Raw genomic sequence first — 26,379 nt, 5'->3', positions numbered from 1 at the left:
GCCTGTGACGGAGCACGCCGAACACCGACGTCGTGGCCGGCCCCGCGGCGCGAAGGCCGGCGACACCCGCGCGCGCATCCTCGAGGCGGCGACCGCCGAGTTCAGCGAGCACGGCTACGAGGCGGCGTCGATGCGCGCGATCGCTCGGCGCGCGCGGGTGGATCCCGCGCTCGTGCACCACTACTTCGACGACAAGCAGTCGCTGGTGGCGGAGGTCGTCGAGGTGCCGTTGCGCCCCGACCGTGTGGTGCGCGACGCACTCGCCGCCCCGATCGACGAAGTCGGCGAACGGCTCGTGCGCGCGGTGCTCGGCGCCTGGGATTCGGGCGCGGTGCGTCCGGCGGCGGTCGCGGCACTCCGCTCGGCGATCGGTCAGGGCCCCGTCTCCCGTATGCTGCGCGAGTTCCTGCGCCGCGAGATCATGCAGCGAATCGCGTCGGCGCTCCCTGATGCCGACGACGCGGATCTGCGTGCGGAGCTCGCCGCCTCGCAGCTGGTCGGCGTGATCATGATGCGGTACGTGCTCGAGTTCGAGCCGGTGGCATCGGTCAGCGTCGACGAGCTCGTGCGCCGGGTCGCGCCCGCGGTGCAGTGGCACCTGACCGGGCGTCCCGACGCACTTGACAGCGTCGTTCGCCCGGCACACAATTCAGCACATGATGAATAGCTCGGATGCCGCGGCGGATTCCGCACCCGGCGCCGGGGGCATCGTCGAGAACCTCACGATCGTCCGGGGCGGCGCGACCGTGCTCGACCGACTCTCGCTCGCGGTCCCCCGCGGCCGCATCGTCGGTCTGCTCGGTCCGAGCGGCAGTGGCAAGACCACGCTCATGCGTGCCATCGTCGGCGTGCAGGTCGTGAAGTCGGGCACCATCGAGGTGCTGGGGCTGCCGGCGGGAAGTCGCCCGCTCCGCAAGCGCATGGGATACGTCACCCAGCAGGCGAGCGTCTACGACGACCTCACCGTGCGCCAGAATCTCGCATACTTCCGGCGCATCATCGGCGCACCGGCATCCGACATCGACCGTGTCATCGAGCGCACCGACCTCGGCGCCGTCGCCGGCCGCCTCGTCGGCTCGCTCTCGGGCGGGCAACGCAGCCGGGTCTCACTCGCGGCGGCGCTCCTCGGCCGACCCGAAGTGCTCGTACTCGACGAGCCCACCGTCGGCCTCGACCCCGTGCTCCGCGTCGAGTTGTGGGGCCTGTTCCGGAGCCTCGCCGATGACGGCACCACCCTGCTGATCTCGAGCCACGTCATGGACGAGGCCAAGCGATGCGACCGCCTGCTGCTCCTGCGCGACGGCCGGCTGCTCGCCGACGACACGGTACGCGGCGTGCTCGAGATCACCGGCACCGACGATGTCGAGCAGGCGTTCCTGCGCCTCATCGAGCGCGGCGAGCCCGACCTGCGGCCGACGAGCGAGACGGAAGCGCAGCGATGACACTCACGCGCACGTTCGCGACCGCGGGCCGCGTGCTCACCCAGATCCGCCATGACCCGCGCACCGTGGGCCTCCTGCTCATCGTGCCGAGCCTGCTCATCGGCCTCGTCGCGTGGATCTTCACCGACACCGACGTCTTCTCCGACATCGGCCCCGCGATGATCGCGCTCTTCCCGTTCATCGTGATGTTCCTCGTGACGAGCATCTCGACCCTTCGTGAGCGCCGCAGCGGCACCCTCGAGCGTCTCCTCTCGATGCCGATGGGCAAAGGCGACTTCATTCTCGGCTACGCCCTCGCGTTCGGCTTGCTCGCAGTGTTCCAGACCGCGATCGCCGTCTCGTTCGCGGTCTGGGTGTGCGGGCTCGAGATCGCGGGGTCGATCTGGCTGCTCTTCGCCGTCGCCGTCGCCGATGCCCTGCTCGGCACTGCGCTGGGCCTCCTCGCGAGCGCCTTCGCGCGCTCAGAGTTCCAGGTCGTGCAGTTCATGCCCGTGCTCGTGTTCCCGCAGATCCTGCTGGGCGGCATCTTCATTCCCCGCGACCAGTTGCCCGAAGCGCTCGAGGTGATCAGCGAGTGGTTGCCGCTGAGTTTCGCGATCGACGCTCTGCAGGCTGTCGCCGACGACTCCGAGAGCGCCGCGTGGATCACGGCGAAGCTCCTCGTGATCTGCGCGTGGATCGTCGGGTCGATCGTGCTCGGTTCGGTGACCCTGCGCCGGCGCACTCCCTGACCCTCGCGCTCCAGCCTCTTGCCCTCCCCGACCTCGACTCCCGGACCTTGCTCTTCGGCCCGTAGGTCGTTCACCTCGTTGTAGGTCGGAAACTGCGAAGAACGTCCTCCGAACTGGACGACGTCCTACAAACACCGCACGAGGAGAAATGCCCGCAGGGCGACGCACGGCTACTCGCCGAGCACTCGATCGAGGTACGGGTTCGCGAAGCGACGTTCGGGGTCGAGCTCGTCGCGCACCCGCAGGAAGTCGTCGAAATGCTGGTAGACCTCGCGCAACGACGCAGCATCGCGCGCATGCATCTTGCCCCAGTGCGGCCGGCCGCCGAAGCCGCGCATGATCGCCTCGACCGCGGTGAAGTACTCCGTCGGGTCCTCGCGGAAATACTTGTGCACGGCGATGTACCCGGTCTCGCGGCCGTACGCCGTCGAGAGCCAGTTCTCATCGGATGCCGCGGTGCGCACCTCGATCGGGAAGCTGACGCGCCAGCCCTTCCGCTCGATGAGCGCGCACACCTCGCGTACCGCATCGGGAACCGCCGCGAGCGGCACGGCGTACTCCATCTCACGGAAGCGCACCGTGCGGTTCGTCACGAACACCTTCGGTGAGAAGTCCGCGAAGTCGCGGTTGCCCGTGAGCTTCTCGATCTGACGCGCGATTCCCGGGATGGCTCCGGGCGCGACCCGGCCGAGCCCGCAGACGCCGCGATAGAGGCCATTGGCGAGCATCTCGTCATCGACCCAGCGCGAGAACCGGCCGAGTGGATGCCTCGGGGCATCGCCGGGAAGCCGGATGTTGGTCTTCGTGAGCGCCGTCTCAGTGTGCGGGAACCAGTAGAACTCGAAATGGTCGGCAGAGCGCACACGCTCCTGCCACCCATCGAGCACCTCGCCGAGCGGCGCGGGCTTCTCGATGGCGTGCAATACGAACCGCGGCACGAGTTGCAGTGTCACCTCGACGAGAACGCCGAGTGCACCGAGCCCGAGTCGCACCGCCGGCAGCAGTTCAGGTCGCTCGGTCTCGCTCACCGTGACGAGCTCGCCGCGGCCCGTGACGAGCTTCACGGCCACGATCTGCGTCGCGAGTCCGCCGAAGCCGAGGCCCGTGCCGTGCGTTCCCGTGGAGGTCGCACCGGCGATGGTCTGCCGATCGATGTCGCCCATGTTCGGCAGGGCGAGGCCGTACGGCGCGAGCAGCGCGGGCAGCTCGTGCAACCGGGTGCCGGCGCGGAGCGTCACCCGGCGGGTTGCGCTGTCGGCGTCCACGACCCCCGACAGTGTGGTGAGATCGAGCTGCACCCCCGGCGCGACAGCGATGCCGGTGAAGCTGTGGCCCGCACCGACCGCCTTGATGCGCAGGCCGGATGTCGCGGCGGCGGCGACCGCCCGTTGCACCGCGCCGGCCGTGGCCGGTCGCTCCACGCGAAGGGGCCGAACCGATTCCGTGCGACCCCAGTTGCGCCATGTGGCCCCGGTCGCAGTCACGACAGAGCCCTTCCTCGACGCCCGGTCAACACAGGCCAGATGGCCCCGGTCGCAGTCACGACAGAGCCTTTCCTCGACGCCCGGTCAACACACGCCACGTGGCCCCGGTCGCAGTCACAGGAACGCCTTCCCTTCGCCCCGATAGCTCGGGATCATGTCGACCACCTCGCCGGCCTCGACGACGGCGAACTCGTTCAGGTGCTCGGAGATCTCGCCCGACTTCGTATGCCGGAACCACACCCGATCGCCCACCGCGAGGCCGCGAGCGGCCCGCCCGCTCACCGGTGTCTGCACCTCACCCGCCATCTCGCGAGGTTCCATCTTGAGATTCTCCGGCCACGCGATCTTCGGCAGCCGGTCTCCGGTCGGTGGGCCGGAGGCGACCCATCCTCCACCGAGGATCGTCGCGTGATCACGGCTCGGGCGCCGGACCACGTCGAGCGCGAACGCCGCAGCCGGCGCCGGGGTGAAGTGCTGGTAGCCGTCGAACAGGTGACCGCCGAAGATGCCCGAGCCGGCGGCGATCTCGGTGATCGAGGCATCCGCCGCGGTGACCTCGAGCGAGCCGGTGCCGCCGCCGTTCACGAATTCGAGCTCGGCCTGCTCGCGCACCGCGGCGACCGCACGGCCGCGGCGTTCGACGAGCTCGGGCATCGAACGCGACTGCATCCAGCGATTCACCGCACCGTCGAGGGGCCGGCCGGCCGGCCGGTTCACGACACCGGCGATCTGCGCCTCGTACGACATCATGCCGACGAGCTCGAATCCAGGCCGCTTCACGATGTAAGCGGCGAGCGCGGTGGCGTCTTCGGGCGCATGCACCGGTGAACGACGCACGCCGAGATGGCCGAGCACGGGAGCGTTCCACGAGGCGTCGAGCTCGAGGCACACCCGGATCGACTCGCGCCTGCCGGGCGGCAGCACCGCGTCGATGAGATCGAGCTGCGCGGGCGAGTCGACCATGAGGGTCACGCGCGCGGCGAAATCGGGGTCGCTCGCGAGCCGGCGGATGCTCGCCCGCTCAGCGGTCGGATAGCCGACGACGATGTCGTCGACCGTGTCGGCGAGCCAGAGCGCCTCGGCGAGCGTGTAGGCGAGCACCCCGTGGTATCCCGGCATCGCGAGGAGCGCCTCGACGACGCCACGTACTCGAAGCGACTTCGACGCGACGCGGATCGGCTTGCCGTTCGCCCGGCGCAGCATATCGAGGGCGTTGTGGCGCAGCGCCCCGAGGTGCAGCGCCCCGACGGGGGCGTCGAGATGCGAGGTCGCGGCGCTCAGTGCCGGCCAGTACCGCTCGGGTCGCAGCCATTCCGCGGCATCCGTCGCCGGCACACCCGTCTTGCGCAGGTCGAGACCCATCAGCGCACGCCCCTCACTCGGGCGACGGCGAAGGCGCCGGCGAACGAGAACGCGGCACCCAGTAGGAACACGAGCATGAACGAGCCCGAGACGACCACCGCAGCCGCGCCGATCATCGGAGCGACGGCCTGCGGCACGGCCGAGGCGATGTTCATGATGCCGAGGTCTTTGCCTCGCGAGGCGGCGTCGGGCAGCACCTGGGTCGCGAGCGCCTGGTCGACCGACAGGAAGCACCCGTAGCCGAGCCCCAGGAGGCCGGCTGCGACCATCGCGACGGTGAAGTCAGGGAAGAGCGCGAGCAGCAACGCCGCGATGCCCTGCAACGCCGAAGCGAAGAAGACGAACATCTTGCGACGGCCGAGTCGGTCGGAGAGCTTGCCGAGCAGCAGCGAGGCAGCGATCACGAACACCATGTAGATGAGCGTGAGCACGATGAGATTGTCTTCGGCGTGCGCGTCATTCAACTGGAACATCAGGAAGTAGAGCAGCAGACTCGTGCCGAGCGCGTTGCCGACGGAGACGAGCACTCGGCTGAGCAGAGTCCAGCCGAAGTCGGGGTGCTTCCGCGGGCTGATCCAGAACCCGGCGACGATGCCCTTCGCCGTGACGCGGGCGCGCTCGGCCGTCGCGAGCGGCTGATCGGCACGGAAGAGGAACGGAACGGCGAGCACGACGAGGATCACGGCGAGCAGGATGTAGCCGAGTGAGGCGTCGGTCACGAGTTCGGTGACGAGCACGAGCCCGACGATGATGCCGACCGCCTGCGGCGCCGACATCCAGCCCGAGACGAAGCCGCGCTGGTTCACGGGCACCTGGTCGGAAATCGTCGCCGTGAGTGCGGCGGTCATGATGCAGAAGCCGACGGATGCCGCGACCCACGCCGCCCCGATCGCCCAGATCTCCGTTTGGAAGCCGAGCGAGACGAGCGCGATCGCGAAGACGACCGCGCCGATCGCGATCCACGGCCGGCGGCGCCCGAACCGCGACGTCGTGCGGTCGGAGATTGCACCGGTCAGCGGATAGGCGATGATCGTTGCGATCGCGGCGATGCCCGAGATCGTGCCGAACGCGACGACGCTGTCGATCCAGTTCTCGGGGTGCAGTTGCGCGTCGATCTGGGCGGGCAGCAGCAGCTGCACGGGCGTCAGCTGCGCCATCCAGATGCCGAGCCAGACGGTCGCGAACGAGGCGATCCAGCCGGCCGAGACTCGTCGAACCGGCTCGCCGAGCGCGGACGCGGGCGGTGGCACGGGAGGTTGCGCCGAGGGCGCGGCGTCGAGACTCGTCATCGGGGTTCGGCCATTCTCGAGAGGGCGTCGGCGGCCGCGTGCGCGACCGCCCGGGAAGCGGCATCGTCTCGGTCGACGAGCCAGGTGAGTGTGAGCCCGTCGGTGAAGGCGACGAGCACGCGGGCGACCTGCTCGACGGGGACGCGCCAGACGGTGTCGGCCGCGCGGGCGGCCGCGTCGAGGGAGCGGGCGGCCAGTTCGGTGTACCGCGCGTATTGCGCTGCAGCGAGCGGATGCCGCTCGGGCGAGCGCAGCGCGTACTGGGTGAGCTCGAGCATCGCCTGTTCGTGCTCGGGGTCGGCGCGAAGGTGCTCGAAGTACCGCAGCAGCCCGGCCTCGAGCATGTCGCGCAGGTCGTCGCCCTCGAGCTGATCCGGCAGCACGGCTGCCTGCTCGCGGGCGACGACCGTGGTGATGAGCTCGTCGATGAGTTCGTCGCGGGAGTCGAAGGCGTAATGGAAGCTCGCGAGCGACATGCCCGCCTCTGCGACGATGGCTCGGGTGGTGGCCTGCGCGATGCCACGGCGCGAGACGACTCGCAGGGCCGCTTCGACCAGGGCGGCGCGCCGCTCCGGTGCAGGGATGCGGGCCACACGACTCCTCTCGACACCATTGCCGCGAAGTGGGACGCCTGTCCCAGTCGCATCAGTATGCACGAAAACCGTTACGCTCGCACCATGCGCCTCGGAGTTCTCGACGTCGGTTCCAACACGGTGCACCTCCTCGTCGTCGACGCGCATCGCGGTGCCCGGCCGGTCCCGATGTCATCGAACAAATCGGTGCTTCGGCTCATGCGCTACCTCGAGCCAGACGGCGCGATCAGCGAGGTCGGCGTCAGCGCGATCATCGAGGCCGTGGGCACCGCGGTCGACGCGGCCGGTCGAGCCGGACTCGACGAGCTCCTCGCGTTCGCGACTTCGGCGATCCGAGAGGCCGCGAACGGCGAGGCGGTGCTCGACCGCGTCGCCGAGGAGACCGGCGTGCGCCTGAGCGTGCTCTCGGGCGAGGAGGAGGCACACCTCACGTTCCTCGCCGTGCGCCGCTGGTACGGCTGGTCCGCGGATCGGATCCTGGTCTTCGACATCGGCGGCGGCTCGCTCGAACTCGTGCAGGGACTCGACGAGATCCCGGATGTCGCGCGTTCGCTCCCCCTCGGCGCCGGCCGGTCGACGATCGAGTTCCTGCCCGACGACCCGCCGTCGACCGAGCAGGTCGCCCACCTCCGGGGGCACGCCCGCGCCGTGCTCGCGGAGGCGATCGCGCCGTTCCGCGAACTGCCCTCACCCGATCACGTCGTGGGCTCGTCCAAGACGATCCGATCGCTCGCGCGGCTCGCGGGCACGGTAGAGGAAGGTGTCGGGTCATCCGATCGGATCGTGCTCACGCGCCGCGCTCTCGACGACTGGACGCCGCGCCTTGCGAAGATTCCCGCTGATGCGCGGCCCGCGCTCCCCGGTATCACCGCCGACCGAACCTTCCAGATCGTCGCAGGCGCCGTCGTGCTCTCCGAGACGATGCGCGCGTTCGGCGTCAACGAGCTCGAGGTCTCGCCGTGGGCGCTCCGCGAAGGGCTCATCCTCCGGCGACTCGATCGGCTCGGCTGAGACCGATCACGTTTCGGGACGGAGCGGGCCGGCGACACCGGGGGGGCCCGTCGGTTCACCCGCGAGCGGGTCGACCGGTTCGGGAAGCTCGGGCTCGATCACCTCGCGCGCGGTCTTCGCCCAACTCGTTCGCCCCGTCCAGTGGCGCACGAGCGCCGTGAGGAAGACCGGGAAGACGATCCAGGTGTAGGCGGCGTACGGCACCGTCTCGACGAGCGCGAGCAGGAATCCGCGAATGCTGCGACGACGGAGGAAGAGCGTGATGAAGCCCGGGCCGAACCCGAGCGTGAAGAACAGCAGGAGGATCGTCAACGTCGCCGGGAGGATGGGCACCTGTAACACTACGGCCAGCACGATGGTCGCGAAGAAGTTGAGCCCGGCGACGGAGATCAGCACGGGCGTCAGCATGTAGAGCACGGCGTCGATCCTCGCGATCGGGCCCTGGTCGATGCGGGTGGTGCCACCGAGCAGGCCGAGCGCCTGCCAGCCGCCCTGCGCCCAGCGCACCCGCTGGCGGTAGAGGCGCCGCAGGGCGGGAACGCCCTGCTGGTCGATCGCGGCGCCGTTCTCCTGGGCGCCGCGCCATCCCTCCTGGATGAGCCGCACGCCCAGATCCTGGTCCTCGGTGAGGCGATCCCGCCACGGCCCGTCGTCCACCGTGATCGAGGTCAGCGCGGACAAGCGGTTGAACTGGCCGTTGCCGCCCATGTTCGCCGTCCCCCACGAAGCGCGCCCGGCTTGGTAGACGAACCCGAACGACGAGAACTCGACATCCTGCGCCCAGGTCAGGAATCGATTCGAGTTGTAGATGCGTACGAGCACCTGCACTCCGGCCACGAGCGGATCGGCGAAATGCCATGCGACACGGCTCGGCGCATGTCGCTCGAGTCGACCATCGGCGTCGACGATGCCGACGATGACCCGGTCGTGTGGGATTCCGCTGAACGCGGGCTCGCTCAGCAGCTCGTCGCGGATGTGATGGTAGGCCTCATTGAGGGCGGCCGCCTTGCCGCGCCGAGCGTTCGGAGGTGTGCGGGTCAGCACCCGCAGTCTCGGGTCGTCGATGCCACGCAGGATCTCTCCGGTCCGGTCGGTCGACCCGTCGTCGACGACCAGGATGACCGCGCGAAGTGCGTCGGCGACGCGGAGGCGCGCCACGCTGTCGGCGATCGTCACCTCCTCGTCGAGCGCCGGCACCACGAAGACCCAGAGGAAGTCGTCCGCGTCCGGCGCGCCCTCGGGAATCGGACGACTGCGGCCTCGCCGATACCGGTAGCCCGCGATCGCGAGAGCCGAGATGGAGACGAAGGAGATCACCGTCAAGGTCAACGCGATCCAGAAGAGCACCTGGAAGACGACCGGAACCCCGGCGAACAAGTCGCCCCAGACGATCGGTTCAAGCACCCGCGACACCACCGAGGCCGTCGGCGACACCATCGTGGTGGAGCTCGGCGAGATCGTCGGCCGGGTCTTCGAGGTACCCCGCCGCGCGAAGCACGCCCTTGCGGTCGAGCCCGGTGCCGAACTGCTGCGGGGCGCGACCGTCGAACACGACGTGCTCGGTGAGCGCGAGAATCCGTTCGGCTGCGTGGCCGTCGCCGTACGGGTTCGACCGAGCCGAGCGTCGGGTGTACTCCCGCGGATCGTCGAGCAACAAGGATGCGGCCGAGATGATGAGTTCGGGGTCGGAGCCGACGAGCTCGACCGTGCCCGCCTCCACGCCCTCCTGCCGCTCCGTGGTCTCGCGCAGCACGAGCACCGGCCTGCCGAGCGCCGGCGCTTCTTCCTGAATGCCGCCCGAGTCGCTGATGACGAAGGCGGCTCGACCGAGGAGCCGCGAGAATCCCGCGTAGCCCATCGACTCCACCAAGGAGGCATTCGGGCGGGATGCCAGGTGTCGGCGCAGCACCTCCTGCACCGCCGGATTCGGATGGAGCGGCACGATGAAGCGCACGTCGGGATACGCCGCTGCGAGGTGTGCCACGGCCCCCGCGATGCGCTCGAGCGGATCGCCCCAGTTCTCTCGTCGGTGGGCCGTCACCACGACGACGCGCGTCGTCTCGTCGTCCTCGAGGTCCTCGAGGCCGGCGACCCCGTAGGGTACGTCGAGCGAAGCCGCGAAGAACAGTGTGTCGATCGCGGTGTTGCCGCTCACGAAGATGCGTCCCTCATCGATCCCCTCGAGGATCAGGTTCTGCTCGTTGCGGAACGTCGGGGCGAGGTGGAGCGCAGCGATGCGCGAGATGAGCTGACGGTTCAGCTCCTCGGGGAACGGCGAGAGCGTGTCATCCGTGCGCAACCCGGCCTCGACGTGCACGACCGGCACCCGGGTGTGGAACGCCGCGAGCGCCGCCGCTGCAGCACTCGACGTGTCGCCGTGCACGAAACAGGCCACCGGGAATCCATCGGGCGGCGCACCGTAGTTCGTCTCCCGAGTGGGCCCGAACCCCTCGAAGACACGGCTCATGCCGCCGAGCACGTCGGCGAAGAGCTGGTTGAGGCTGCGTCCGGGCGCTGCGACATCGAACGTGACGTCTGCCTCGACTCCGCCCAGGGCGAGCACATCCGCGACGAGCTCGGCGTGCTGACCCGTCGAGACGACGAACGAGGCGAAGCGGCTGCTGTCGCGGAAGGCCCGGATGACGGGCAGCATCTTGATCGCCTCCGGCCGCGTGCCGACGACGAAGACGACGACGAGCGTTCCCTGCACGGCGTTCTCCATGCGCCCACCGTATCCATGTGACGCGACCGGTGCCAGAGACGCGCGATCGGATCCGCCGCGCTCGTCGGCATCCCAGACGGGGTCCGAATCGCACGGGAATGGTGGAGCGCGAGGTGCTCCCGCTGGGACTCGAACCCAGACTGAGGCGATTTTAAGTCGCCTGCCTCTGCCGATTGGGCTACGGGAGCGCGGCGCCACCCGAAGGGCGGCGCCGCGTCACAGCATAGTCAGAGCCGTCGCTACTTGGCGGCGACGGTCTCTCTCTTGGTCGACTTGCTCGCCTTCGAGGCTGCATCGGCAGCCGGGACCGGCGCCTCGACGGCCGGCGGCCTCGGACGCGCGGCGAACAGCTCGAACTGTGCGCGCGGCTGCTGCACCGCAGCGAGCGAGACGATGTCGCGGCCGAGCCAGAAGTTGTTCCACCAGCCCCAGAAGACGCGGAACTTGCGCTCCCAGCTCGGGATGGCGAGGCCGTGGTACCCGCGGTGAGCGAACCAGGCGATGAGGCCCGTCAGCGCGAGCTTGCCCGACTGGAAGACGCCAGAGCCGATGCCGAGACCGGCGACCGCGCCGAGGTTCTTGTGGAAGTACTGCTTCGGCTCTTCGCCGCGCAGTACCGCGACGATGTTCTTCGCGAGGAGCTTGCCCTGACGCACCGCGTGCTGGGCGTTCGGCACGCAGTAGCCGCCGACGCCGCCACCGGTCAGGTCGGGCACCGCGGCGATGTCGCCGGCTGCCCAGGCGTCGGCCACGAACTCCTCGTCGTCGCCGATGCGAAGGTCGGCGCGCGTCTTGATGCGGCCACGCTCTTCGACGGGCAGGTCGCTCGAGCGCACGATGGCGGGGTTCGCCATGACGCCGGCGGTCCAGACGATGAGGTCGGTCTCGAAGCTCTCACCGGTCGACAGCTCGATGACGCCGTCGACGGCGCTCGTGAGCTGCGTGTCGAGGTGGATCTCGGCGCCGCGCTGGGCGAGGTGCTTGATGACCCAGTGGCTCGTCGGTAGGGACACCTCGGGCATGATGCGCCCCATGGCCTCGATGAGGTGGAAGTGCGTCTCGTCGAAGGTCAGCTGCGGGTAGTACTCGAGCAGTGAGCTCGCGAAGGAACGGAGCTCGGCGAAGACCTCGATGCCCGCGAAGCCGCCACCGACGACGACGAACGTGAGCAGCCGCTCGCGCTCGGGGCCGGGGGGCAGGTTCGAAGCCAGGTCGAAGTTCGTGAGCACGCGGTCGCGGATCGCGACCGCCTCTTCGATCGACTTGAGGCCGATGGCGTTGTCGGCGATGCCCGGGATCGGGAAGGTACGTGAGACGGCGCCGCCCGTGACCACGACGACGTCGTAGTCGAACTGCCACGGCTCGCCCAACTCGGGCGTGATCGTCGCGGTCTTGGCCGCGTGGTCGATTCGGGTGACCTTTGCGGTCACGACGTTCGTCTTCTTCAGGTGCCGGCGCTGTGCGACGACGGCGTGCCTGGGCTCGATCGAGCCGGCCGCCACCTCGGGCAGGAACGGCTGGTACGTCATGTAGGGCAGCGGGTCGACGATCGTCACCTCGGCCTCGCCGGCACGCAGCCACTTCTCGAGCTTCCACGCCGTGTAGAACCCCGCATAGCCACCGCCGACGATGAGAATCTTGGGCACGGTGAATGGACTCCTCAGTTTTGGAACGTGCGGGCTGATTTGCGTGCGATCACTGCTCGCGAATGCGGACAGTCCGCCTGGTATGCCGAGTGGCGCCGATGCCCAGCAGCGCTGCTAGCGTACCAAATCCTGCGACCAGCGAGAGCGGCACCGTGATGTAGGCGAGCGTCCAGGGCGTGGGCAACAGCGTCTGCGCGCCATCCGACCTCGGCAACGGCGGATCGGCGATCGGCACGATCGGCGCTTCCTCGCCGCCTTCTTCGGTGGGCGTGACCGCGGCGCGGCGATGCAGGGTGATCCAGTCGGCGAGGCTGCCGAGCGGATTCTCGTCGACCTTGGTCACATGCGCCGTGAGAGCGGCGACGGGGTCGATCAGGCCGTAACCGTAGAGCGCACTGGGCACCGCCTGGTCGTTCGGGTCGGCCGTCGCGATGAGACGTTTGATGACGTTCGCCGCGTCGAGCTCGGGATGCTCGGCGCGAATGAGCGCGACGAGCCCCGAAACGATGGGCGCCGCACCGCTCGTGCCGTCCCAGATCACGTATCTGCCGTCGGGTTGCAGACCGACGAGCTGTTCGCTCGGCGCCGCGACGGCGATCGTGATGCCCTGAGAGCTGGCGTCGAGGCTCGCGTTCTTCGACTTGTCGACGCCTGCGACCGTCAGCACGCCCGGGATCGTCGCCGGCGCGCCGACCTCGCTCGTTCCGCTGCCTCGGTTGCCGGCCGCCGCCACGACGACGACGTCGTGATCAAACGCGTACATGAACGCGTCGTCCCAGCTCTCGGGCCAGACGCGGGTATTGCGGGTCAGTGACATGTTGATGATGTCGGCGCCGTTGTCGACCGCCCAGCGCACCGCCTCGGCGATCTGGTCGTCGTTCGACTTCACCGCGCCGGTGTCTTGACCGAATGCGACCGAGACGGTCAACAGCGACGCCTCGGGGGCGATGCCGATCATGCCGTTGCCCTCGCCGGTGCCGCGACCGGCGAGCAGGCCCGCGACCATGGTGCCGTGGGTGTTGTCTTCGCCCACAGGCGTCTGCCCGTCAGGGGTGCCGAGTCCCGAGACATCCGTGCCGCCCGTTACCGCGCCTCGCAGCTCGGCGACGTTGCCGTTGACGCCCGTGTCGATGACCGCCACCGTGACGCCCTTGCCCCGGGTGGTGTTCCAAGCGGTCGTGAAACCGTAGTCGGTGAGCCAGTACTCGTAGTCGCGCACGAGGTCGGCGTGCGCCGGCGCCGCGCCCGCGAGCGCGAGGAGGGTCGCCGCAGCGACTGTGGCAGTCGCCCGCGCGAGCAGCGCGAGAGGGCGGCGGCTACCGTGCACACCACGAGCACGGCGCGCAGGACCTGGCGGGCGCTCTGCAGATCGAGTGCGACGACGAAGAATCACGCGGTCGTACCCCCGGCCGCGTCTGCCTCGAACTGCACGTCGTCGGCCCCAGTCGCGTCTGCCTCGAGCTGCACGTCGTCGACTCCGTAGTCAGGGCAACGGCACACTGCGGGCGACCAGCTCGAGCGCTCGAGCGCGATGTCGCCCATCGGGTTGGCGCCCGGCCCCGCAGCAAGCGCATGTGCCGCGACCGCGTGCAGGCACTTCACACGCGTCGGCATGCCGCCCGCGGAGATCCCGGCGAGCTCGGGAACCACCGCGATGGACTCCCGGTCGGCGAGGTAGTCGCGATGCGCGCGCCCATAGGCGTCAGCGACCTCGAGATCGCTCTCGAGAAGCTCGCTGCACTCGACCATCAATTGCGCCGCTTCGAGGAACGACATCGCCGCGGTCGCGACGGGGTGCGAGAGGTAGTAGAACGTCGGGAACGGAGTGCCGTCGGACAGGCGCGGGGCCGTCGAGACCACGGTCGGCGCGCCGCAGACGCAGCGGGCGGCGATGCCCACGACATCGCGCGCGGGGCGGCCGAGCTGTGCCGAGACGATGCGAACGTCGCGCTCGCTCACCGTCTCAAAGGGCGGGCGGCTCATCGGATCTCCTCGGCGGCGGGCGGCGCGGTCGTCGCCGCGGGGTCGGTCGGAGCGGGGTCGGTCGGCTGCGGCACGGCTTCGGGCGCCAGCCCCGCGGCGAGCGCGGAGTCGAGCAGGGTGCGCATCCAGTCGCCTTTCGATTCGGTCACGTCGGCGGAGACCTCGGCCGTGGCATCCGCCTTCACCGCTGCCGTCCGGTCGTCGTAGACGAGGTAACTCACCTCGCCCGGCATCACGTAGTAGAGACGCTCTCGCGCCTGGGTCACGATGAACGTCTCGTCGTTCCAGCGCTCACGTTCGTCACGCAGACGCTGCACCTCCTCCTCTTGTGCGGAGACGGCGGCGCGGAGCTCTGCGATCTGCTGCCGCTGTTGCGCGTACGCCCCGATGGTCGGCGCGAGCACCACCACGGCGAGCACGAGCACTCCCATCATGATGAGGGAGAAACCTGAGAATCGGATGCCGCTGAGCCAACCCGATCGCACCGAGCCGGTCGCCTTGGCGGGCCCACGGGTGCGCGCGGCGGCCTTCGCGGAGCCATTCGCCTTCGCGGAGCCCTTCGGCTTGCCGGCCCCCGTGGCCTTCGCGGAGCCCGTCGCCTTCGTGGAACCCTTTGGCTTGCCGGCCCCCGTCGCCTTCGCGGAGCCCGTGGCCTTCGCGGAGCCCGTGGCCTTCGCGGAGCCCGTGGCCTTCGCAGTCGCCGCGGGCTTCGCGGAGCCCGTCGCCTTCGGGGTCGAGGCGGGCTTCGGCGACGCGCCCGCCCCCCGCTTGGTCGAGGCGGGCTTCGGGGTCGAGGCGGGCTTCGGGGTCGGAACCGTCGGACGTCTGGGGGCACGGCCGGAGCGACCGGTGTCGTCGCGCATCGCCCCTCCTCGTCGTCGACCCGGAAGAACGCGATGACGGGGGCGGCCACTCGGCCGCCCCCGTCACGCGAACTGCTCTAGGCCGTGTAGCGGGGGAACGCCGTGCGGCCGGCGTACACCGCGGCCTCACCGAGCTCCTCTTCGATCCTCAGAAGCTGATTGTACTTGGCGACTCGCTCGCTGCGGGCGGGCGCGCCCGTCTTGATCTGACCGCAGTCGGTCGCGACCGCGAGGTCGGCGATCGTCGTGTCTTCGGTCTCGCCGGAGCGGTGCGACATGACGGCCGTGTAGCCCGAGCGCTGCGCGAGCGTGACCGCGTCGAGCGTCTCGGTCAGTGTGCCGATCTGGTTCACCTTGACGAGGATCGAGTTGCCGGTGTGCTTGGCGATGCCCTCGGCGAGGCGCTTCGGGTTGGTGACGAAGAGGTCGTCGCCGACGAGCTGCAGCTTCGTGCCGAGCTCAGCGGTGAGCTGCGCCCAGCCGTCCCAATCGGACTCGTCCAGCGGGTCCTCGATCGACACGAGCGGGTATGCAGCGGCGAGCTCGGCGTAGTACGCGCTCATCTCGGCCGACGTGCGGTCTTTGCCCTCGAACTTGTAGACGCCGTTCTCGTGGAACTCGCTTGCCGCGACATCCAGGCCGAGGGCGATGTCGGTGCCGAGCGTGAAGCCGGCCTTCTCGATCGCCTCGGAGATGAAGTCGAGCGCTGCACGGTTGTGCGCGAAGTCGGGGGCGAAGCCGCCCTCGTCGCCAAGGCCGGTCGACAGGCCCTTGGCCTTCAGCAGGCCCTTGAGCGCGTGGTACGTCTCGACGCCCCAGCGGAGGCCCTCGGAGTAGGTGGGTGCACCGATCGGCAGCACCATGAACTCCTGGATGTCGACGCCGGTGTCGGCGTGCGCGCCGCCGTTGATGATGTTCATCATCGGCACGGGCAACACGTGCGCGTTCGGGCCGCCGAGGTAGCGGAAGAGCGGCAGGTCGGCCGATTCGGCCGCGGCCTTCGCGACGGCCAGGCTCACGCCGAGGATGGAGTTGGCGCCGAGGCGGCTCTTGTTCTCGGTGCCGTCGGCCTCGATGAGGGCGGCATCGACGAGGCGCTGGTCGGCAGCGTCGAGGTCTTCGATGGCGGGGCCGAGGTCGTCGAGCACGGCGTCGACGGCCTTCTGCACGCCCTTGCCGAGATAGCGGTCGTTGTCGCCGTCGCGCAGTTCGTACGCTTCGAAGGCGCCGGTCGATGCGCCCGAGGGCACCGCGGCGCGAGCGAGCGAGCCGTCGTCGAGCAGCACCTCGACCTCGACGGTCGGGTTGCCGCGCGAGTCGAGAATCTCGCGTGCGCCTACAGCTTCGATGATTGCCACAGTGAACTCCTCTGTGATGGGTGGGTGTGCAGCGGACGACTCCGTCGTGATCCGCCAGCCAGTCTAGTAATGCTCACGACTGGCGCTCGTCCCGGCCGGACGACCTGCCCTCCGGGGCATCCGCTCGCCGCAGTGGGCTCGCGCTCGAAGCCCGCCTGCATCCCTGCGTCCCACCCACCGCACGCGAGACGTCGCAGATGGCGACTGCTGGGGCGGGACGTCGCCATGTGCGACTTCTCGGTGAGCTCCCCAGCGTTCAGTGGGCGATGCGGGCCTCGGCGAGCGCGATGAGCGATCGGACCCGGGCGATGAACGCCGCCTGGTCGACGAAGAGATCGTCTGCCGTCACGCGGATCACGATCCAGCCGGCAGCCTCGAAGTCGCGCTTGCGGCGGATGTCTCGCTGCCAAACTGCACGGTTCGTGCGGTGACCGTCGCCTTCGTACTCGAACACGATCCGCCAGCGCTCCCACTTGAGATCGGGATGCAGCACGGAACCGTCCGTCATGGGCGTCGGGTCGTTGGGCACCGGCTCGGGGAGGCCGTGCGCGACGAGCACGAGGCGAGTGAGCGACTCGGGTCGCGACTCGGCTCCGGCCCTGACCCTCGGGAGCGCCCACGCGAGGTTGCGTGCGCCGCGGCGCGCTGCCCAGCCGTCGACGGCCCGCGCGAGCTCCTCGAGGCTCGTGATCGCCACGCTCCGCTCGCTTCGCGTGCGGGCTCCGGTCACGAGCGCATCGCCGGCCGCGACGAGGTCGTCACGATCGAGCGAGGCGGCGAGCTGACACCACATGAGCGAGGGTTCCGCCACTGGCAGACCGTGCTGCAGCACCAGCGGTACAGGTGCATGGCTGGTGTGGCCGGCGACCCCTCGCCCGCGTGCACGGACGAGCCCGGGAGGTGCGATGACGTGGAGCAGCGGAGCCGGCGCGGGCAACGGGACCCCGAAGAGCAGTGCAGCCGTCTCGTGGCTGAATGCCTCACGCGGCCGCAGAAGCGGCTCGTAGGCGCGGCATCGATCGAGCGTCGAATCGAGATCGAGCCCGATCGAGCGCACGGCCGTGAACGGATGCTGCACGTCACTCGCGCGGAGTCTGCTCCGACTCGATTCGTGCAGGTCGACGTCGCGCACGTGGAACGCGAGGCCGGTCAGGAAGCCGGGCAGAGTTGATCGATGCCGCACGACAACGACTTTGGCCGTCAGGCCGGAGTCGCGGCTCGATCTCTCCACAGGCCCGTCAACGCGCACGTCGAGAAGTCGCAGATGGCGACGAAAGGGCGGAGAATCCGCCATCTGCGACTTCTCGGTGCACGAGAAGACCATGAGGGGGAGAAAAGAGGGAGAAGAGCGCGCGGCGCGCTACGCGCCGAGGTCGCGGAACGCGAGGGACGCTGCATCCGTGGTGCCGACGCCGACCTGCGCGAAGGCGTCGAAGCCGTCGGCGGTCACGCGGTCGAGCAGGGCGCGCAGGTTCTTCACGCGACGCTCGAGACGAACCCGGGTGCCGGATGCCACGAGCTCGCGTTTCAGGGCGAGCAACTGTGCCGCAGGGACATCCGCGTCGTGAACGAGCACGACGGCACGGGGACGCGCCTCGTCGCGCACGGCCAGCAGGTCCGCGATGCGCTCGAAGCCGATCGAGAAGCCGCAGGCCGGCACCTCCTGGCCGAGGAAGCGCCCGATCATGTGGTCGTAACGGCCGCCGCCGCCGAGCGAATAGCCGTAGTCGGGGTGGGCGATCTCGAAGATCGTGCCGGTGTAGTAGCCCATGCCGCGTACGAGGGTCGGGTCGAACTCGATCGCAGCATCGGGCAGGGCCGCGCGCAACGCGAGCAGTTCGGCAAATGCCTCGCGGTCGAGCCACGCTGGCGGGGGCATGACGCCATCGGCCAGGTGCCAATCGGCGGCGGTCAGCGCCTCGAGCTCGGCCGCGACATCCGTATCGCCGGTGACGATGCCGAGGTCGGCGAGCTCGCTCGCCACTGCCCCGGTGCCGATCTTGTCGAGCTTGTCGATCGTGATGAGCGCGCGCTCGCGGAGTTCGTCGGGCACGCCCCACGAGCCGAGGATGCCGGCGAGGATGCGGCGGTCGTTGAGCCGGATCGTGCACCCGGCGAGACCGAGCGCGTCGAGCGTCGCGACGGTCGCGGAGAGCAGCTCGAGCTCGGCGAGCTGCCCCGACTCGCCGATGATGTCGATGTCGCACTGCACGAACTGGCGGTAGCGCCCCTTCTGCGGGCGCTCTGCGCGCCAGACGGGCGCGATCTGGATGGCCCGGAACACGGGCGGCAGGGCGGCCCGGTGCGTCGCGTAGAACCGGGCGAGCGGCACGGTGAGGTCGTAGCGCAGGCCGAGATCGGCGAGCGAGAGGGCATCGTCCGATGCCGCGGCGCGCGCCAGGTCGTCGGCGGTGAGACCGCGCTTCATGACCGCGAAGGCGAGCTTCTCGTTGTCGCCGCCGAGACCGGCGTGCAGGCGCGACGCGTCCTCCATGACCGGCGTCTCGATCTCGTCGAACCCGTGCGCCGCATACACGTCGCGGATCACCCCGAGCGCGTGCTCGCGGCGGGCCTTCTCGGCGGGCAGGAAGTCGCGCATTCCGCGCGGTGGGGTGACGGATGCGGCCATGCCGACCATTCTTCCAGCACGGGTGGCGTCGGCGGTGCGTGGGCGCGCGCGAGCCACGGGTGGCGTCGGCGGTGCGTGGGCGCGCGCGAGCCACGTCCGGCGCCAGAACCGCGTCGGGCGCGGCCTCAGCCGAACAGGTCGAGATCGACGCCGCGCGCGCGGGCCGCCCGTTGCAACGCGTCCGCCTCGTCGATGCCGACCGCGAGATAGACGTGCAGGCCGTCGGCGTCATCGCGCACGAGGTACTCGTAGTCGGTTGTGACGATGACCTCATCGTTCGCGTCGAGGTAGCTCCACCGCACGCGCACGGTCGAGATGGTGTCGGTGAGCGCGCTCACTGCGAGGAGTTCTGGCACCGCCGACTCCAATCCGAGCCGACGGTAGATGGGGTACGACGATGCGAGGCCCGCCTCCATGTCGGCGCGACTCTCGAACGCGCCGGCGTATTCGTCGGTCATGATCATCCCGGGCAGTCCCCAGAGATGTGCGGTCGCGTCCGCGTCGAACTCACGGAGCGCTGCGGCATACGCGTCGAAGAATTCGGCCAGCCGCTCCGATGCGATCCCCATGGGGCCCTCCCGATGCCGATGACCCGACGGTACGCCGGCTTCGGGGCATCCGCGATCATTTCCGTGCGAGCCGCGGCGTCCTGTCGCTGCACGCGAGCGCCTGGCCAGGTGTTGCGGGCGCGACGACTCTCGCCCGTCGCCCGTCGCAGCGTGGCCGCGGGCCCGAGTCAGGGCTGTTTCGTCTCGCCGTGGTTGTCGTCGATGACCCTCGGCGGCCCCTCGGGATCGAATGCTCCACCTTCGTTCACCCAATCCGCGATCTCGGCGGCGTCTTCCTTGGTCACCGGCCGACGTCGGCGGAAGAGCGCCTTCACCCTGTCCGTGAACTTCGACATACCTCGGACCTTAGCCCACAGCGTCGGGCGCCGCCTCGGCCTCAGCCTCACGCACCTCGTGTTCGAACGCGCGCACCGCGTGCCGCAGTGCCCGTTCGGCATCGAGTCCCTGTGAACGAGCGGATGCCACGAGGGCGAACAACGTTCGGCCGAGCTCCTTCTCGGTGGCGGGCGAGATCGTGCCCGCGGCATCCGTCACCGAATCGGTGAGAAGGGCCTCTGACGTGACGCCCGCCCGCTCGGCCTTGCCGAGCACCTTCTGCGCGAGCGCGAGTGCCGGCATGCCGCGCGGGATGCCGTCGAGCACGCTCGTACGGTGCGGCTTCTCATCGGCCTTGAGGTCCTCCCAGAAGGCGACGACGTCGGCGGCGGTCTCGGCTTCGCGATCGCCGAAGACATGCGGATGCCGCGCCACCATCTTCGCCGTCATATGACGGGCGACATCGTCGATGTCGAAGTCTTCACCTGGCGTCTGCGCGGCGATGTCGGCGTGGAAGAGCACCTGGTAGAGCACATCGCCGAGCTCTTCGAGCATTTCCTCGCGACTGCCGGACTCGATCGCGTCGATGAGTTCCCAGCTCTCCTCAACGAGGTACTGCACGAGGCTCTCGTGGGTCTGCTCCGCATCCCAGGGGCATCCGCCCGGCGCACGGAGCCGGGCGACCATCGCGACCAGCTCCGTGAGTCCCTCGTGCGTTTCGCGGGACTCGGCCGATGCGTGTTCGGTGCGGGCGTCGCTCATGCCTGCCAGCCTACGTCGGCCCCACCCCGATAGGATCGAACACGGAGCGCCGGGAAGTCTGGTCGGCCGACGGGAGACCGTCGTCATCGTCCCTTCGACGTCGCAGGCGGTCTCCGTGACCGATGCGCACGAGAGTTCCTTGGAGTCCCACATGAACTTCCTTCGCTCAGAACGCTGGTCAGCGGCCCTCCTCCTCCTCGCCGCAGTGCTCGGCCTCGTGATCGCGAACCTGCCCGTGGGCGCCGAGCTCATCGCAATGAAGAACGAGCACCTCGACCTCTCGTGGCTCGGCCTCGACCTCTCGGCTGGGCACTGGATCAGCGACGGGCTGCTCGCCGTCTTCTTCTTCATCGTCGCCGTCGAACTGAAGCGTGAACTCGTCATCGGCGAGCTCAACTCGTTGTCGAAGGCGCTGCTGCCGGCGATCGCAGCGCTCGGCGGCGTGGTCGTGCCCGCGCTCATCTTCCTCGCGTTCACGGCGGGCACCGAGACAGTCGACGGATGGCCCATTCCGACGGCGACCGACATCGCCTTCGCCCTCGGCGTGCTCGCGATGTTCGGCAAGTGGATCCCGACCCGCGTGCGCATCTTCCTCCTCGCGCTCGCGGTGCTCGACGACCTCATCGCGATCCTGATCATCGCCTTCTTCTTCACCGACGACGCCGATCTCGCATCACTCGGCGTCGCCGGCATCGCCATCGCCCTCTTCGGCGCGGTCAGTCGCATGATGAAGCCGCGCTCGACTTGGATCCTCTCGCGACGGCCGCAATGGCCGATCGCGCTCGTGCTCGTCGCGCTCGGCGGGCTCGCCTGGTACTTCGTCTACCAGTCGGGTGTGCATGCGACGATCGCGGGCGTCGCGCTCGGCCTCGTCATGTCGCGTCGCCCGGGCGGGCGGGCGGTGCACTCTCTCGAGCCGTGGTCGAACGGCGTCATCCTGCCGCTGTTCGCGTTCTCAGCGGCGATGGTCGCGGTGCCGCAGGTGCAGCCGAGCGAACTCGACCCCGCGTTCTGGGGCATCCTCGTCGGGCTGCCGGTCGGCAAGATCGTCGGCATCTTGCTGGCCGGCAGCCTCGGCGCGCTCGTCGTTCGCCGTCGCACCGGAATCCCGCTCACGCTCGGCGACCTCTTCGTCGTGGGTACGCTCGGCGGCATCGGCTTCACGGTCTCGCTGCTCATGAACGAGCTCGCCTTCGCCGGGCTGCCAGAGGTCGCCGACGAGGGCACGCTCGCGGTGCTGCTGGGCTCGGGTATCGCGATCGCGGCCTCCGGCGTCGTCGTGAGTCTGCGCTCGGCGCAGTATCGCAAGCACGGCGGTCACGCGGGCGTCGGCGGAGCGTTCTCGCGCTGACCGCGTGCCAGACCGAGCCTACGTGTCAGACTGATCTGATGAGCGACAGCACGCCCGCCGCCCGCTACCTCCGCGCTGAACTGCACGAACCGCGCCGTCGGGGCCTCGGCAAGGCGTGGCACACCGCCCTGCTGCTCGCGGGCGAGGCAACTGGTCTCGGCGGGCCGTCGATCGCCGGCCTCGTCGTGATGCGCGCGGGTACCGGCTCGCCGGTGATCCGAACGAAGGCGGGCACGCTCGACGAGGCCGACGCCCTGCTCCGGGCGATCAACGCCGATCTCGAGCGGATGTCGGTCGAGGAGTTCCTCGCCGAATGGGGCCACCTGAAGGTCTAGCTCGCGGCGTGGTTCCGGCACCTCCGGGGGCACCTCGCTCCGGGTTCCGGCACTACCCGGGTCACTTCGCTCCGGATACCAGCACATCCGAGATGAGCTCACTCCGGATTCCAGCACCTCCGGGCCACCTCACTCCAGATTCCGGCATCTCCGGGTCAGCTCACGGCATCGGTCGGAGCCGCCGCGGCATCCGTCGATTGCGCCTCGGGTACCGGGAAGATCGCGATGATGAGACGCGATACCCAGTCGATGAGGTCGGCGTCACCCGGCAGCTCGCCGTTGGTGACCGGAAACGGCACGAGGATCACGTCGTTCTGGGCGAAGTGCTTGGCGCCCGGGTACATGCGCTCGAGGCGCACGCGGCGCGAGTCGGGAATGTTCGCGGGAGCGATGCGGAGCTTCGACCCGGTGGCGATGACGTCGGAGAGGCCGGCGCGCTGTGCCTCGCGGCGCAGTCGGGAAATGGCGATCAGATGCTTGACCTGCTCGGGGGGCTCACCGTAGCGGTCGACGAGTTCGTCGAGCACCTGGTCGATCTGCCCGTCTTTGGCGGCAGGGCCGCTCGCGGCGGAGAGTTTCTGGTAGGCCTCGAGCCGCAGTCGTTCACTGTCGACGTAGTCTTCGGGGATGTGTGCGTCGACCGGCAGTTCGAGCCGGAGCTCGGTCTGCCCTTGCGCCACATCGCCGCGGAACGCGGCGACCGCTTCGCCGATCATGCGCAGGTACAGGTCGAAGCCGACGCCCGCGATGTGGCCGGCCTGTTCGGCACCGAGGAGGTTGCCTGCGCCACGGATCTCGAGGTCTTTCAGCGCAACCTGCATGCCGCTGCCGAGCTCGTTGTTCGCGGCGATGGTCGAGAGGCGGTCGTGCGCGGTCTCGGAGAGCGGTTTCGCCGGGTCGTAGAGGAAGTAGCCGTACGCGCGCTCACGGCCACGGCCCACGCGGCCGCGCAGCTGGTGCAGCTGGCTGAGCCCGTACTTGTCGGCGCGATCGATGATGATCGTGTTCGCATTCGTGATGTCGAGGCCTGTCTCGATGATGGTCGTCGAAACGAGCACGTCGAACTTGCGCTCCCAGAAGTCGCTCACGATCTGCTCGAGCACGTGTTCGTTCAGTTGGCCGTGCGCGACGGCGATTCGCGCCTCGGGCACGAGCTCGGCGAGTTGCGCGGCGGCGCGGTTGATCGAGGAGACCCGGTTGTGCACGAAGAAGATCTGCCCCTCACGGAGCATTTCGCGGCGGATCGCCGCGGAGACCTGCTGTTCTGAGTACGGCCCGACGAAGGTGAGGATCGGATGCCGGTCTTCGGGCGGCGTCGCGAGCGTGGACATCTCGCGAATGCCGGTGACGGCCATCTCGAGCGAACGCGGGATCGGAGTCGCGCTCATCGCGAGGATGTCGACGTTGGTCTTCAGCTTCTTCAGTGAGTCTTTGTGTTCGACGCCGAAGCGCTGCTCCTCATCGATGATGACGAGGCCTACGTCTTTGAAGATCACCTTCTCGGTGAGGATGCGATGCGTGCCGATGACCATGTCGACTGTGCCGTCGGCGAGCCCCGCGATGGTGTCCCTCGCCTCTTTGTCGGACTGGAACCGACTGAGGGCGCGCACGTGCACGGGGAATCCGGCGTACCGCTCGTTGAACGTCTCGAGGTGCTGCTTCACGAGGAGCGTCGTGGGCACGAGCATCGCGACCTGCTTGCCGTCTTGGATCGCCTTGAACGCGGCGCGAACGGCGACCTCTGTCTTGCCGAACCCGACGTCGCCCGCGAGCAGGCGATCCATGGGGATCGGCCGCTCCATGTCGGCCTTCACCTCGTCGATCGTCTGCACCTGGTCGGGTGTCTCCACGAACGGGAATGCCTCTTCGAGTTCATGCTGCCAGGGCGTGTCGGGCCCGAACGCGTGGCCCTTCGCCGCCATGCGCGCCGAGTAGAGCTTCACGAGCTCGACGGCGATGTCGCGCACCGCCTTGCGGGCACGGCCCTTGGCCTGAGACCAGTCGCTGCCGCCCATCTTCGAGAGCGACGGGGCTTCGCCGCCGACGTATCGGGAGAGCAGATCGAGCTGATCGGTCGGCACGAAGAGCCGGTCGCCCGCGTGACCTCGCTTGGATGGCGCGTACTCGATGACGAGGTACTCGCGCACCGCGGTCGGCTGCTGCTGGATGCCCGCAGTGCGGCTCGGTCCGGTCGGGCGTGAGCCGGTGGCTACCTCGCGCTGGACCATCTCGATGAACTTGCCGATGCCGTGCGTCTGGTGCACGACGTAGTCTCCGGTCTTCAGCTGCAGCGGATCGACGACGTTGCGGCGACGACTGGCGAGCTTCTTGCCCTGCCGTGCGTCGTAGCCGGCCGAACGACCGTAGAACTCGGCTTCGGCGATGAGGCCGAGCTTCAGCTCGGGCACTTCGTAGCCGCGCGCGGCATCGGCCTGCACGAGGTAGGCGACGCCGGGCTCGAGCTTCGGCGGAACCTCGTCGACGATCCGCGCGGCGAGTCCTGCTTCTGCGAGCACGTCGCGTGCGCGCTCGACGAGACCGTGACCGGCGGATGCCACGACGAGACTCCACCCGTCGCGCAGGCGTTCGGCGGCGTGGTCGACCGCGCCGGCGACGTTGCCCTGGAAGCTCGGCATCGCGTTCGCCGCCAGACGCAGCGTGGCCGAACCGCCCGCGACGCGGGCCGCGGTCTCGCCGCCGGCCGCCGCGACGACCTCGGCCGCATCGCCCATGTCGAAGCCCGAGAAGTTCCACCACACCCGCCGGGGGTCTGGCTGCCCTGGCGCACTGAACAGCACCGAATCGCGCAACTGGCGCACCGTGAGGAAGTCACCTGCCGCGAGATCGATCGGCGCTTCGGCGCCCGCTGTGGCTGCGCTCCAGGCAGCTCCGAGGAACTCGCGGTTGGTCTCCCCAAGGCTCACGGCCCGGCCGGCGACACGCTCCGGCGCGAGCACCGCGACGGCGGCCCCCTCCGGCAGATAGTGCGTGAGCGGCACGAGCCGGTCGAGGAGTGCCGGCGCGAGCGATTCCATGCCCTCGACGGGGATGCCTTCCGAGATCTTCTCGAGCAGCCCCGACAAGCTCGGGAACTCGTGCACCATCTCGCGGGCCCGCTGGCGTACGGGCCCGGTGAGCAGCAGTTCACGGCTCGGCGGCAGTGAGACGCGCTCGATGACCTCGGGCAGCGAGCGCTGGTCGGCGACTGAGAACGCGCGCAGCTCTTCGACCTCGTCGCCGAAGAACTCGACCCGCATGGGGTGATCGGCGGTGGGCGGGAAGACGTCGAGGATGCCGCCGCGCACGGCGAACTCGCCCCGACGCGCGACCATGTCGACGCGGGCATATGCAAGGTCGACGAGCTTCGTTGAGAGGTCGGCGAGGTTGTACCCGCGCCCTCCGGCGACGAGCTCGACGGGCTCGAGCGAGGCGAGATTGTCAGCGAGCGGCTGCAGTGCCGCGCGCACCGAGGCGACCACGACGAGCGGATGCTTCGAGCCGGCCGCCGCCCAGTCGTGCATGCGGCGCAGCGCATGCAACCGTCGGCCGACGGTCTCGGCCGACGGGCTCAGCCGCTCATGCGGGAGTGTCTCCCATGCGGGGAACTCGATCAGCTCTGCATCGGCGAGGTACGGCGCAAGCGACGCCCTCAGGGATTCGCCCTCACGGCTCGTGGCGGTGATGACGAGCAGCGCCGGCGGGAGTCCTGCCTCTGCGCGGCGCTGCAGGAGGCCGGCGAGCAGTGGAGCGTCGAGGCCGTCGGGGGCCGAGAAGTCAGCGTTCCTCTGGGCTTCGGCGAGCGCGGCGTCGACGGTTGCGGCGCGCGAAAGCGCCGTGAGAAAGCCTTGGAGGTTCACCCGACGAGTCTACGCGGCACCTCCGACACACGGTCCGGCTTCGCGGCTCCCGAGACGATCCGCACGCGACCTGCCGC

At 69.3% G+C, this 26,379-nt stretch carries 23 protein-coding genes and 1 tRNA gene; 6 read left to right on the top strand and 18 right to left on the bottom strand.

Features of this window, described 5'->3' with window-relative positions; translation table 11 throughout:
* Positions 1 to 4 precede the first annotated feature (4 nt).
* The 3 genes from AC1C2T_RS12280 to AC1C2T_RS12270 are packed head-to-tail and all read left to right on the top strand — an operon-like array spanning position 5 to position 2,173.
* The gene (locus AC1C2T_RS12280; RefSeq protein ID WP_495385490.1) at positions 5 to 667 is read left to right on the top strand and encodes a TetR/AcrR family transcriptional regulator; all 663 of its coding nucleotides are present in this window, start codon (positions 5 to 7) and stop codon (positions 665 to 667) included.
* A complete protein-coding gene (locus tag AC1C2T_RS12275) occupies positions 657 to 1,442 on the top strand; it encodes an ABC transporter ATP-binding protein (RefSeq protein WP_495385489.1) in 786 nt (261 codons plus the stop codon). The genes AC1C2T_RS12280 and AC1C2T_RS12275 overlap by 11 nt, the downstream gene beginning before the upstream one ends.
* Entirely contained in the window at positions 1,439 to 2,173 is a 735-nt protein-coding gene (locus AC1C2T_RS12270) for an ABC transporter permease (RefSeq protein ID WP_495385488.1), read from the top strand. The genes AC1C2T_RS12275 and AC1C2T_RS12270 overlap by 4 nt, the downstream gene beginning before the upstream one ends.
* A 170-nt stretch (positions 2,174 to 2,343) precedes the next feature.
* Here AC1C2T_RS12270 and AC1C2T_RS12265 read toward each other — a convergent pair whose 3' ends face one another.
* The 4 genes from AC1C2T_RS12265 to AC1C2T_RS12250 form a co-directional block, all read right to left on the bottom strand.
* Complete coding sequence (locus AC1C2T_RS12265; RefSeq protein ID WP_495385487.1) at positions 2,344 to 3,657, bottom strand: D-arabinono-1,4-lactone oxidase; 1,314 nt, start codon at positions 3,655 to 3,657, stop codon at positions 2,344 to 2,346.
* A gap of 114 nt (positions 3,658 to 3,771) precedes the next feature.
* Positions 3,772 to 5,019: an alanine racemase gene (locus AC1C2T_RS12260; protein ID WP_495385486.1), complete on the bottom strand. Its 1,248-nt coding sequence runs from the start codon at positions 5,017 to 5,019 to the stop codon at positions 3,772 to 3,774.
* On the bottom strand, positions 5,019 to 6,308 hold the full coding sequence (locus AC1C2T_RS12255) for an MFS transporter (RefSeq protein ID WP_495360718.1): 1,290 nt from the start codon (positions 6,306 to 6,308) through the stop codon (positions 5,019 to 5,021). Before AC1C2T_RS12255 ends, AC1C2T_RS12260 begins: the two co-directional genes overlap by 1 nt.
* On the bottom strand, positions 6,305 to 6,901 hold the full coding sequence (locus tag AC1C2T_RS12250) for a TetR/AcrR family transcriptional regulator (RefSeq protein ID WP_495360719.1): 597 nt from the start codon (positions 6,899 to 6,901) through the stop codon (positions 6,305 to 6,307). Before AC1C2T_RS12250 ends, AC1C2T_RS12255 begins: the two co-directional genes overlap by 4 nt.
* 84 nt (positions 6,902 to 6,985) lie before the next feature.
* Here AC1C2T_RS12250 and AC1C2T_RS12245 point away from each other — a divergent pair, with 84 nt between their 5' ends.
* Positions 6,986 to 7,912 carry a Ppx/GppA phosphatase family protein gene (locus AC1C2T_RS12245; protein WP_495360720.1) on the top strand — a complete coding sequence of 309 codons (927 nt, stop codon included), beginning with the start codon at positions 6,986 to 6,988 and terminating at the stop codon, positions 7,910 to 7,912.
* A 6-nt stretch (positions 7,913 to 7,918) separates the two neighbouring features.
* Here AC1C2T_RS12245 and AC1C2T_RS12240 read toward each other — a convergent pair whose 3' ends face one another.
* The 13 genes from AC1C2T_RS12240 to AC1C2T_RS12180 form a co-directional block, all read right to left on the bottom strand.
* Positions 7,919 to 9,316: a glycosyltransferase gene (locus AC1C2T_RS12240; RefSeq protein WP_495385485.1), complete on the bottom strand. Its 1,398-nt coding sequence runs from the start codon at positions 9,314 to 9,316 to the stop codon at positions 7,919 to 7,921.
* Positions 9,309 to 10,634, bottom strand: a complete 1,326-nt coding sequence (gene wecB / locus AC1C2T_RS12235) for a non-hydrolyzing UDP-N-acetylglucosamine 2-epimerase (protein ID WP_495360722.1) — start codon at positions 10,632 to 10,634, stop codon at positions 9,309 to 9,311. The genes AC1C2T_RS12240 and wecB overlap by 8 nt, the downstream gene beginning before the upstream one ends.
* A 114-nt stretch (positions 10,635 to 10,748) precedes the next feature.
* Positions 10,749 to 10,822: transfer RNA gene (locus AC1C2T_RS12230), tRNA-Leu, on the bottom strand.
* Positions 10,823 to 10,873: 51 nt separating this feature from the next.
* Positions 10,874 to 12,280, bottom strand: coding sequence for an NAD(P)/FAD-dependent oxidoreductase (locus AC1C2T_RS12225; protein WP_495385484.1), 1,407 nt, complete (start codon positions 12,278 to 12,280; stop codon positions 10,874 to 10,876).
* 49 nt (positions 12,281 to 12,329) lie between these two features.
* On the bottom strand, positions 12,330 to 13,607 hold the full coding sequence (locus tag AC1C2T_RS12220; RefSeq protein ID WP_495360724.1) for a S8 family serine peptidase: 1,278 nt from the start codon (positions 13,605 to 13,607) through the stop codon (positions 12,330 to 12,332).
* A 62-nt stretch (positions 13,608 to 13,669) separates the two neighbouring features.
* A complete protein-coding gene (locus AC1C2T_RS12215; RefSeq protein ID WP_495385483.1) occupies positions 13,670 to 14,263 on the bottom strand; it encodes a DUF501 domain-containing protein in 594 nt (197 codons plus the stop codon).
* On the bottom strand, positions 14,260 to 15,126 hold the full coding sequence (locus AC1C2T_RS12210) for an FtsB family cell division protein (protein WP_495385482.1): 867 nt from the start codon (positions 15,124 to 15,126) through the stop codon (positions 14,260 to 14,262). The genes AC1C2T_RS12215 and AC1C2T_RS12210 overlap by 4 nt, the downstream gene beginning before the upstream one ends.
* Positions 15,127 to 15,203: 77 nt before the next feature.
* Positions 15,204 to 16,484, bottom strand: coding sequence for a phosphopyruvate hydratase (eno, locus tag AC1C2T_RS12205; RefSeq protein WP_495360727.1), 1,281 nt, complete (start codon positions 16,482 to 16,484; stop codon positions 15,204 to 15,206).
* Between the two features lie 256 nt (positions 16,485 to 16,740).
* Positions 16,741 to 17,667 carry a putative endonuclease domain-containing protein gene (locus AC1C2T_RS12200; protein WP_495385481.1) on the bottom strand — a complete coding sequence of 309 codons (927 nt, stop codon included), beginning with the start codon at positions 17,665 to 17,667 and terminating at the stop codon, positions 16,741 to 16,743.
* 177 nt (positions 17,668 to 17,844) lie between these two features.
* Positions 17,845 to 19,113, bottom strand: coding sequence for a histidine--tRNA ligase (gene hisS, locus AC1C2T_RS12195; RefSeq protein WP_495385480.1), 1,269 nt, complete (start codon positions 19,111 to 19,113; stop codon positions 17,845 to 17,847).
* A 125-nt stretch (positions 19,114 to 19,238) separates the two neighbouring features.
* A complete protein-coding gene (locus tag AC1C2T_RS12190) occupies positions 19,239 to 19,682 on the bottom strand; it encodes a DUF6841 family protein (RefSeq protein ID WP_495360730.1) in 444 nt (147 codons plus the stop codon).
* A 167-nt stretch (positions 19,683 to 19,849) separates the two neighbouring features.
* On the bottom strand, positions 19,850 to 20,017 hold the full coding sequence (locus AC1C2T_RS12185; protein ID WP_495360731.1) for a hypothetical protein: 168 nt from the start codon (positions 20,015 to 20,017) through the stop codon (positions 19,850 to 19,852).
* Between the two features lie 10 nt (positions 20,018 to 20,027).
* A complete protein-coding gene (locus tag AC1C2T_RS12180; RefSeq protein WP_495360732.1) occupies positions 20,028 to 20,759 on the bottom strand; it encodes a MazG family protein in 732 nt (243 codons plus the stop codon).
* A 151-nt stretch (positions 20,760 to 20,910) separates the two neighbouring features.
* Here AC1C2T_RS12180 and AC1C2T_RS12175 point away from each other — a divergent pair, with 151 nt between their 5' ends.
* Together AC1C2T_RS12175 and AC1C2T_RS12170 are read left to right on the top strand one after the other, a co-directional pair.
* The gene (locus AC1C2T_RS12175; RefSeq protein WP_495385479.1) at positions 20,911 to 22,110 is read left to right on the top strand and encodes a Na+/H+ antiporter NhaA; all 1,200 of its coding nucleotides are present in this window, start codon (positions 20,911 to 20,913) and stop codon (positions 22,108 to 22,110) included.
* A 38-nt stretch (positions 22,111 to 22,148) separates the two neighbouring features.
* On the top strand, positions 22,149 to 22,445 hold the full coding sequence (locus tag AC1C2T_RS12170) for a hypothetical protein (protein ID WP_495385478.1): 297 nt from the start codon (positions 22,149 to 22,151) through the stop codon (positions 22,443 to 22,445).
* Between the two features lie 155 nt (positions 22,446 to 22,600).
* On the opposite strand, the gene mfd is transcribed toward AC1C2T_RS12170, so the two are convergent.
* Entirely contained in the window at positions 22,601 to 26,302 is a 3,702-nt protein-coding gene (gene mfd, locus AC1C2T_RS12165; protein WP_495385477.1) for a transcription-repair coupling factor, read from the bottom strand.
* Positions 26,303 to 26,379 lie beyond the last annotated feature (77 nt).

It is taken from the genome of Agromyces sp. Y558 (genome assembly GCF_059445415.1).
This window is presented reverse-complemented; position numbering and strand designations above follow the sequence as displayed.

Excerpts from the sequence above, each read along its gene's own strand:
- AC1C2T_RS12275 (WP_495385489.1), top strand. The coding sequence starts at position 657 with ATGATGAATAGCTCGGATGCCGCGGCGGATTCCGCACCCGGCGCCGGG.
- AC1C2T_RS12270 (WP_495385488.1), top strand. The coding sequence starts at position 1,439 with ATGACACTCACGCGCACGTTCGCGACCGCGGGCCGCGTGCTCACCCAG.
- AC1C2T_RS12260 (WP_495385486.1), bottom strand. The coding sequence starts at position 5,019 with ATGGGTCTCGACCTGCGCAAGACGGGTGTGCCGGCGACGGATGCCGCG.
- AC1C2T_RS12255 (WP_495360718.1), bottom strand. The coding sequence starts at position 6,308 with ATGACGAGTCTCGACGCCGCGCCCTCGGCGCAACCTCCCGTGCCACCG.
- AC1C2T_RS12245 (WP_495360720.1), top strand. The coding sequence starts at position 6,986 with ATGCGCCTCGGAGTTCTCGACGTCGGTTCCAACACGGTGCACCTCCTC.
- wecB (WP_495360722.1), bottom strand. The coding sequence starts at position 10,634 with ATGGAGAACGCCGTGCAGGGAACGCTCGTCGTCGTCTTCGTCGTCGGC.
- AC1C2T_RS12215 (WP_495385483.1), bottom strand. The coding sequence starts at position 14,263 with ATGAGCCGCCCGCCCTTTGAGACGGTGAGCGAGCGCGACGTTCGCATC.
- AC1C2T_RS12210 (WP_495385482.1), bottom strand. The coding sequence starts at position 15,126 with ATGCGCGACGACACCGGTCGCTCCGGCCGTGCCCCCAGACGTCCGACG.
- hisS (WP_495385480.1), bottom strand. The coding sequence starts at position 19,113 with ATGGCCGCATCCGTCACCCCACCGCGCGGAATGCGCGACTTCCTGCCC.
- AC1C2T_RS12190 (WP_495360730.1), bottom strand. The coding sequence starts at position 19,682 with ATGGGGATCGCATCGGAGCGGCTGGCCGAATTCTTCGACGCGTATGCC.
- AC1C2T_RS12185 (WP_495360731.1), bottom strand. The coding sequence starts at position 20,017 with ATGTCGAAGTTCACGGACAGGGTGAAGGCGCTCTTCCGCCGACGTCGG.
- AC1C2T_RS12180 (WP_495360732.1), bottom strand. The coding sequence starts at position 20,759 with ATGAGCGACGCCCGCACCGAACACGCATCGGCCGAGTCCCGCGAAACG.
- AC1C2T_RS12175 (WP_495385479.1), top strand. The coding sequence starts at position 20,911 with ATGAACTTCCTTCGCTCAGAACGCTGGTCAGCGGCCCTCCTCCTCCTC.
- AC1C2T_RS12170 (WP_495385478.1), top strand. The coding sequence starts at position 22,149 with ATGAGCGACAGCACGCCCGCCGCCCGCTACCTCCGCGCTGAACTGCAC.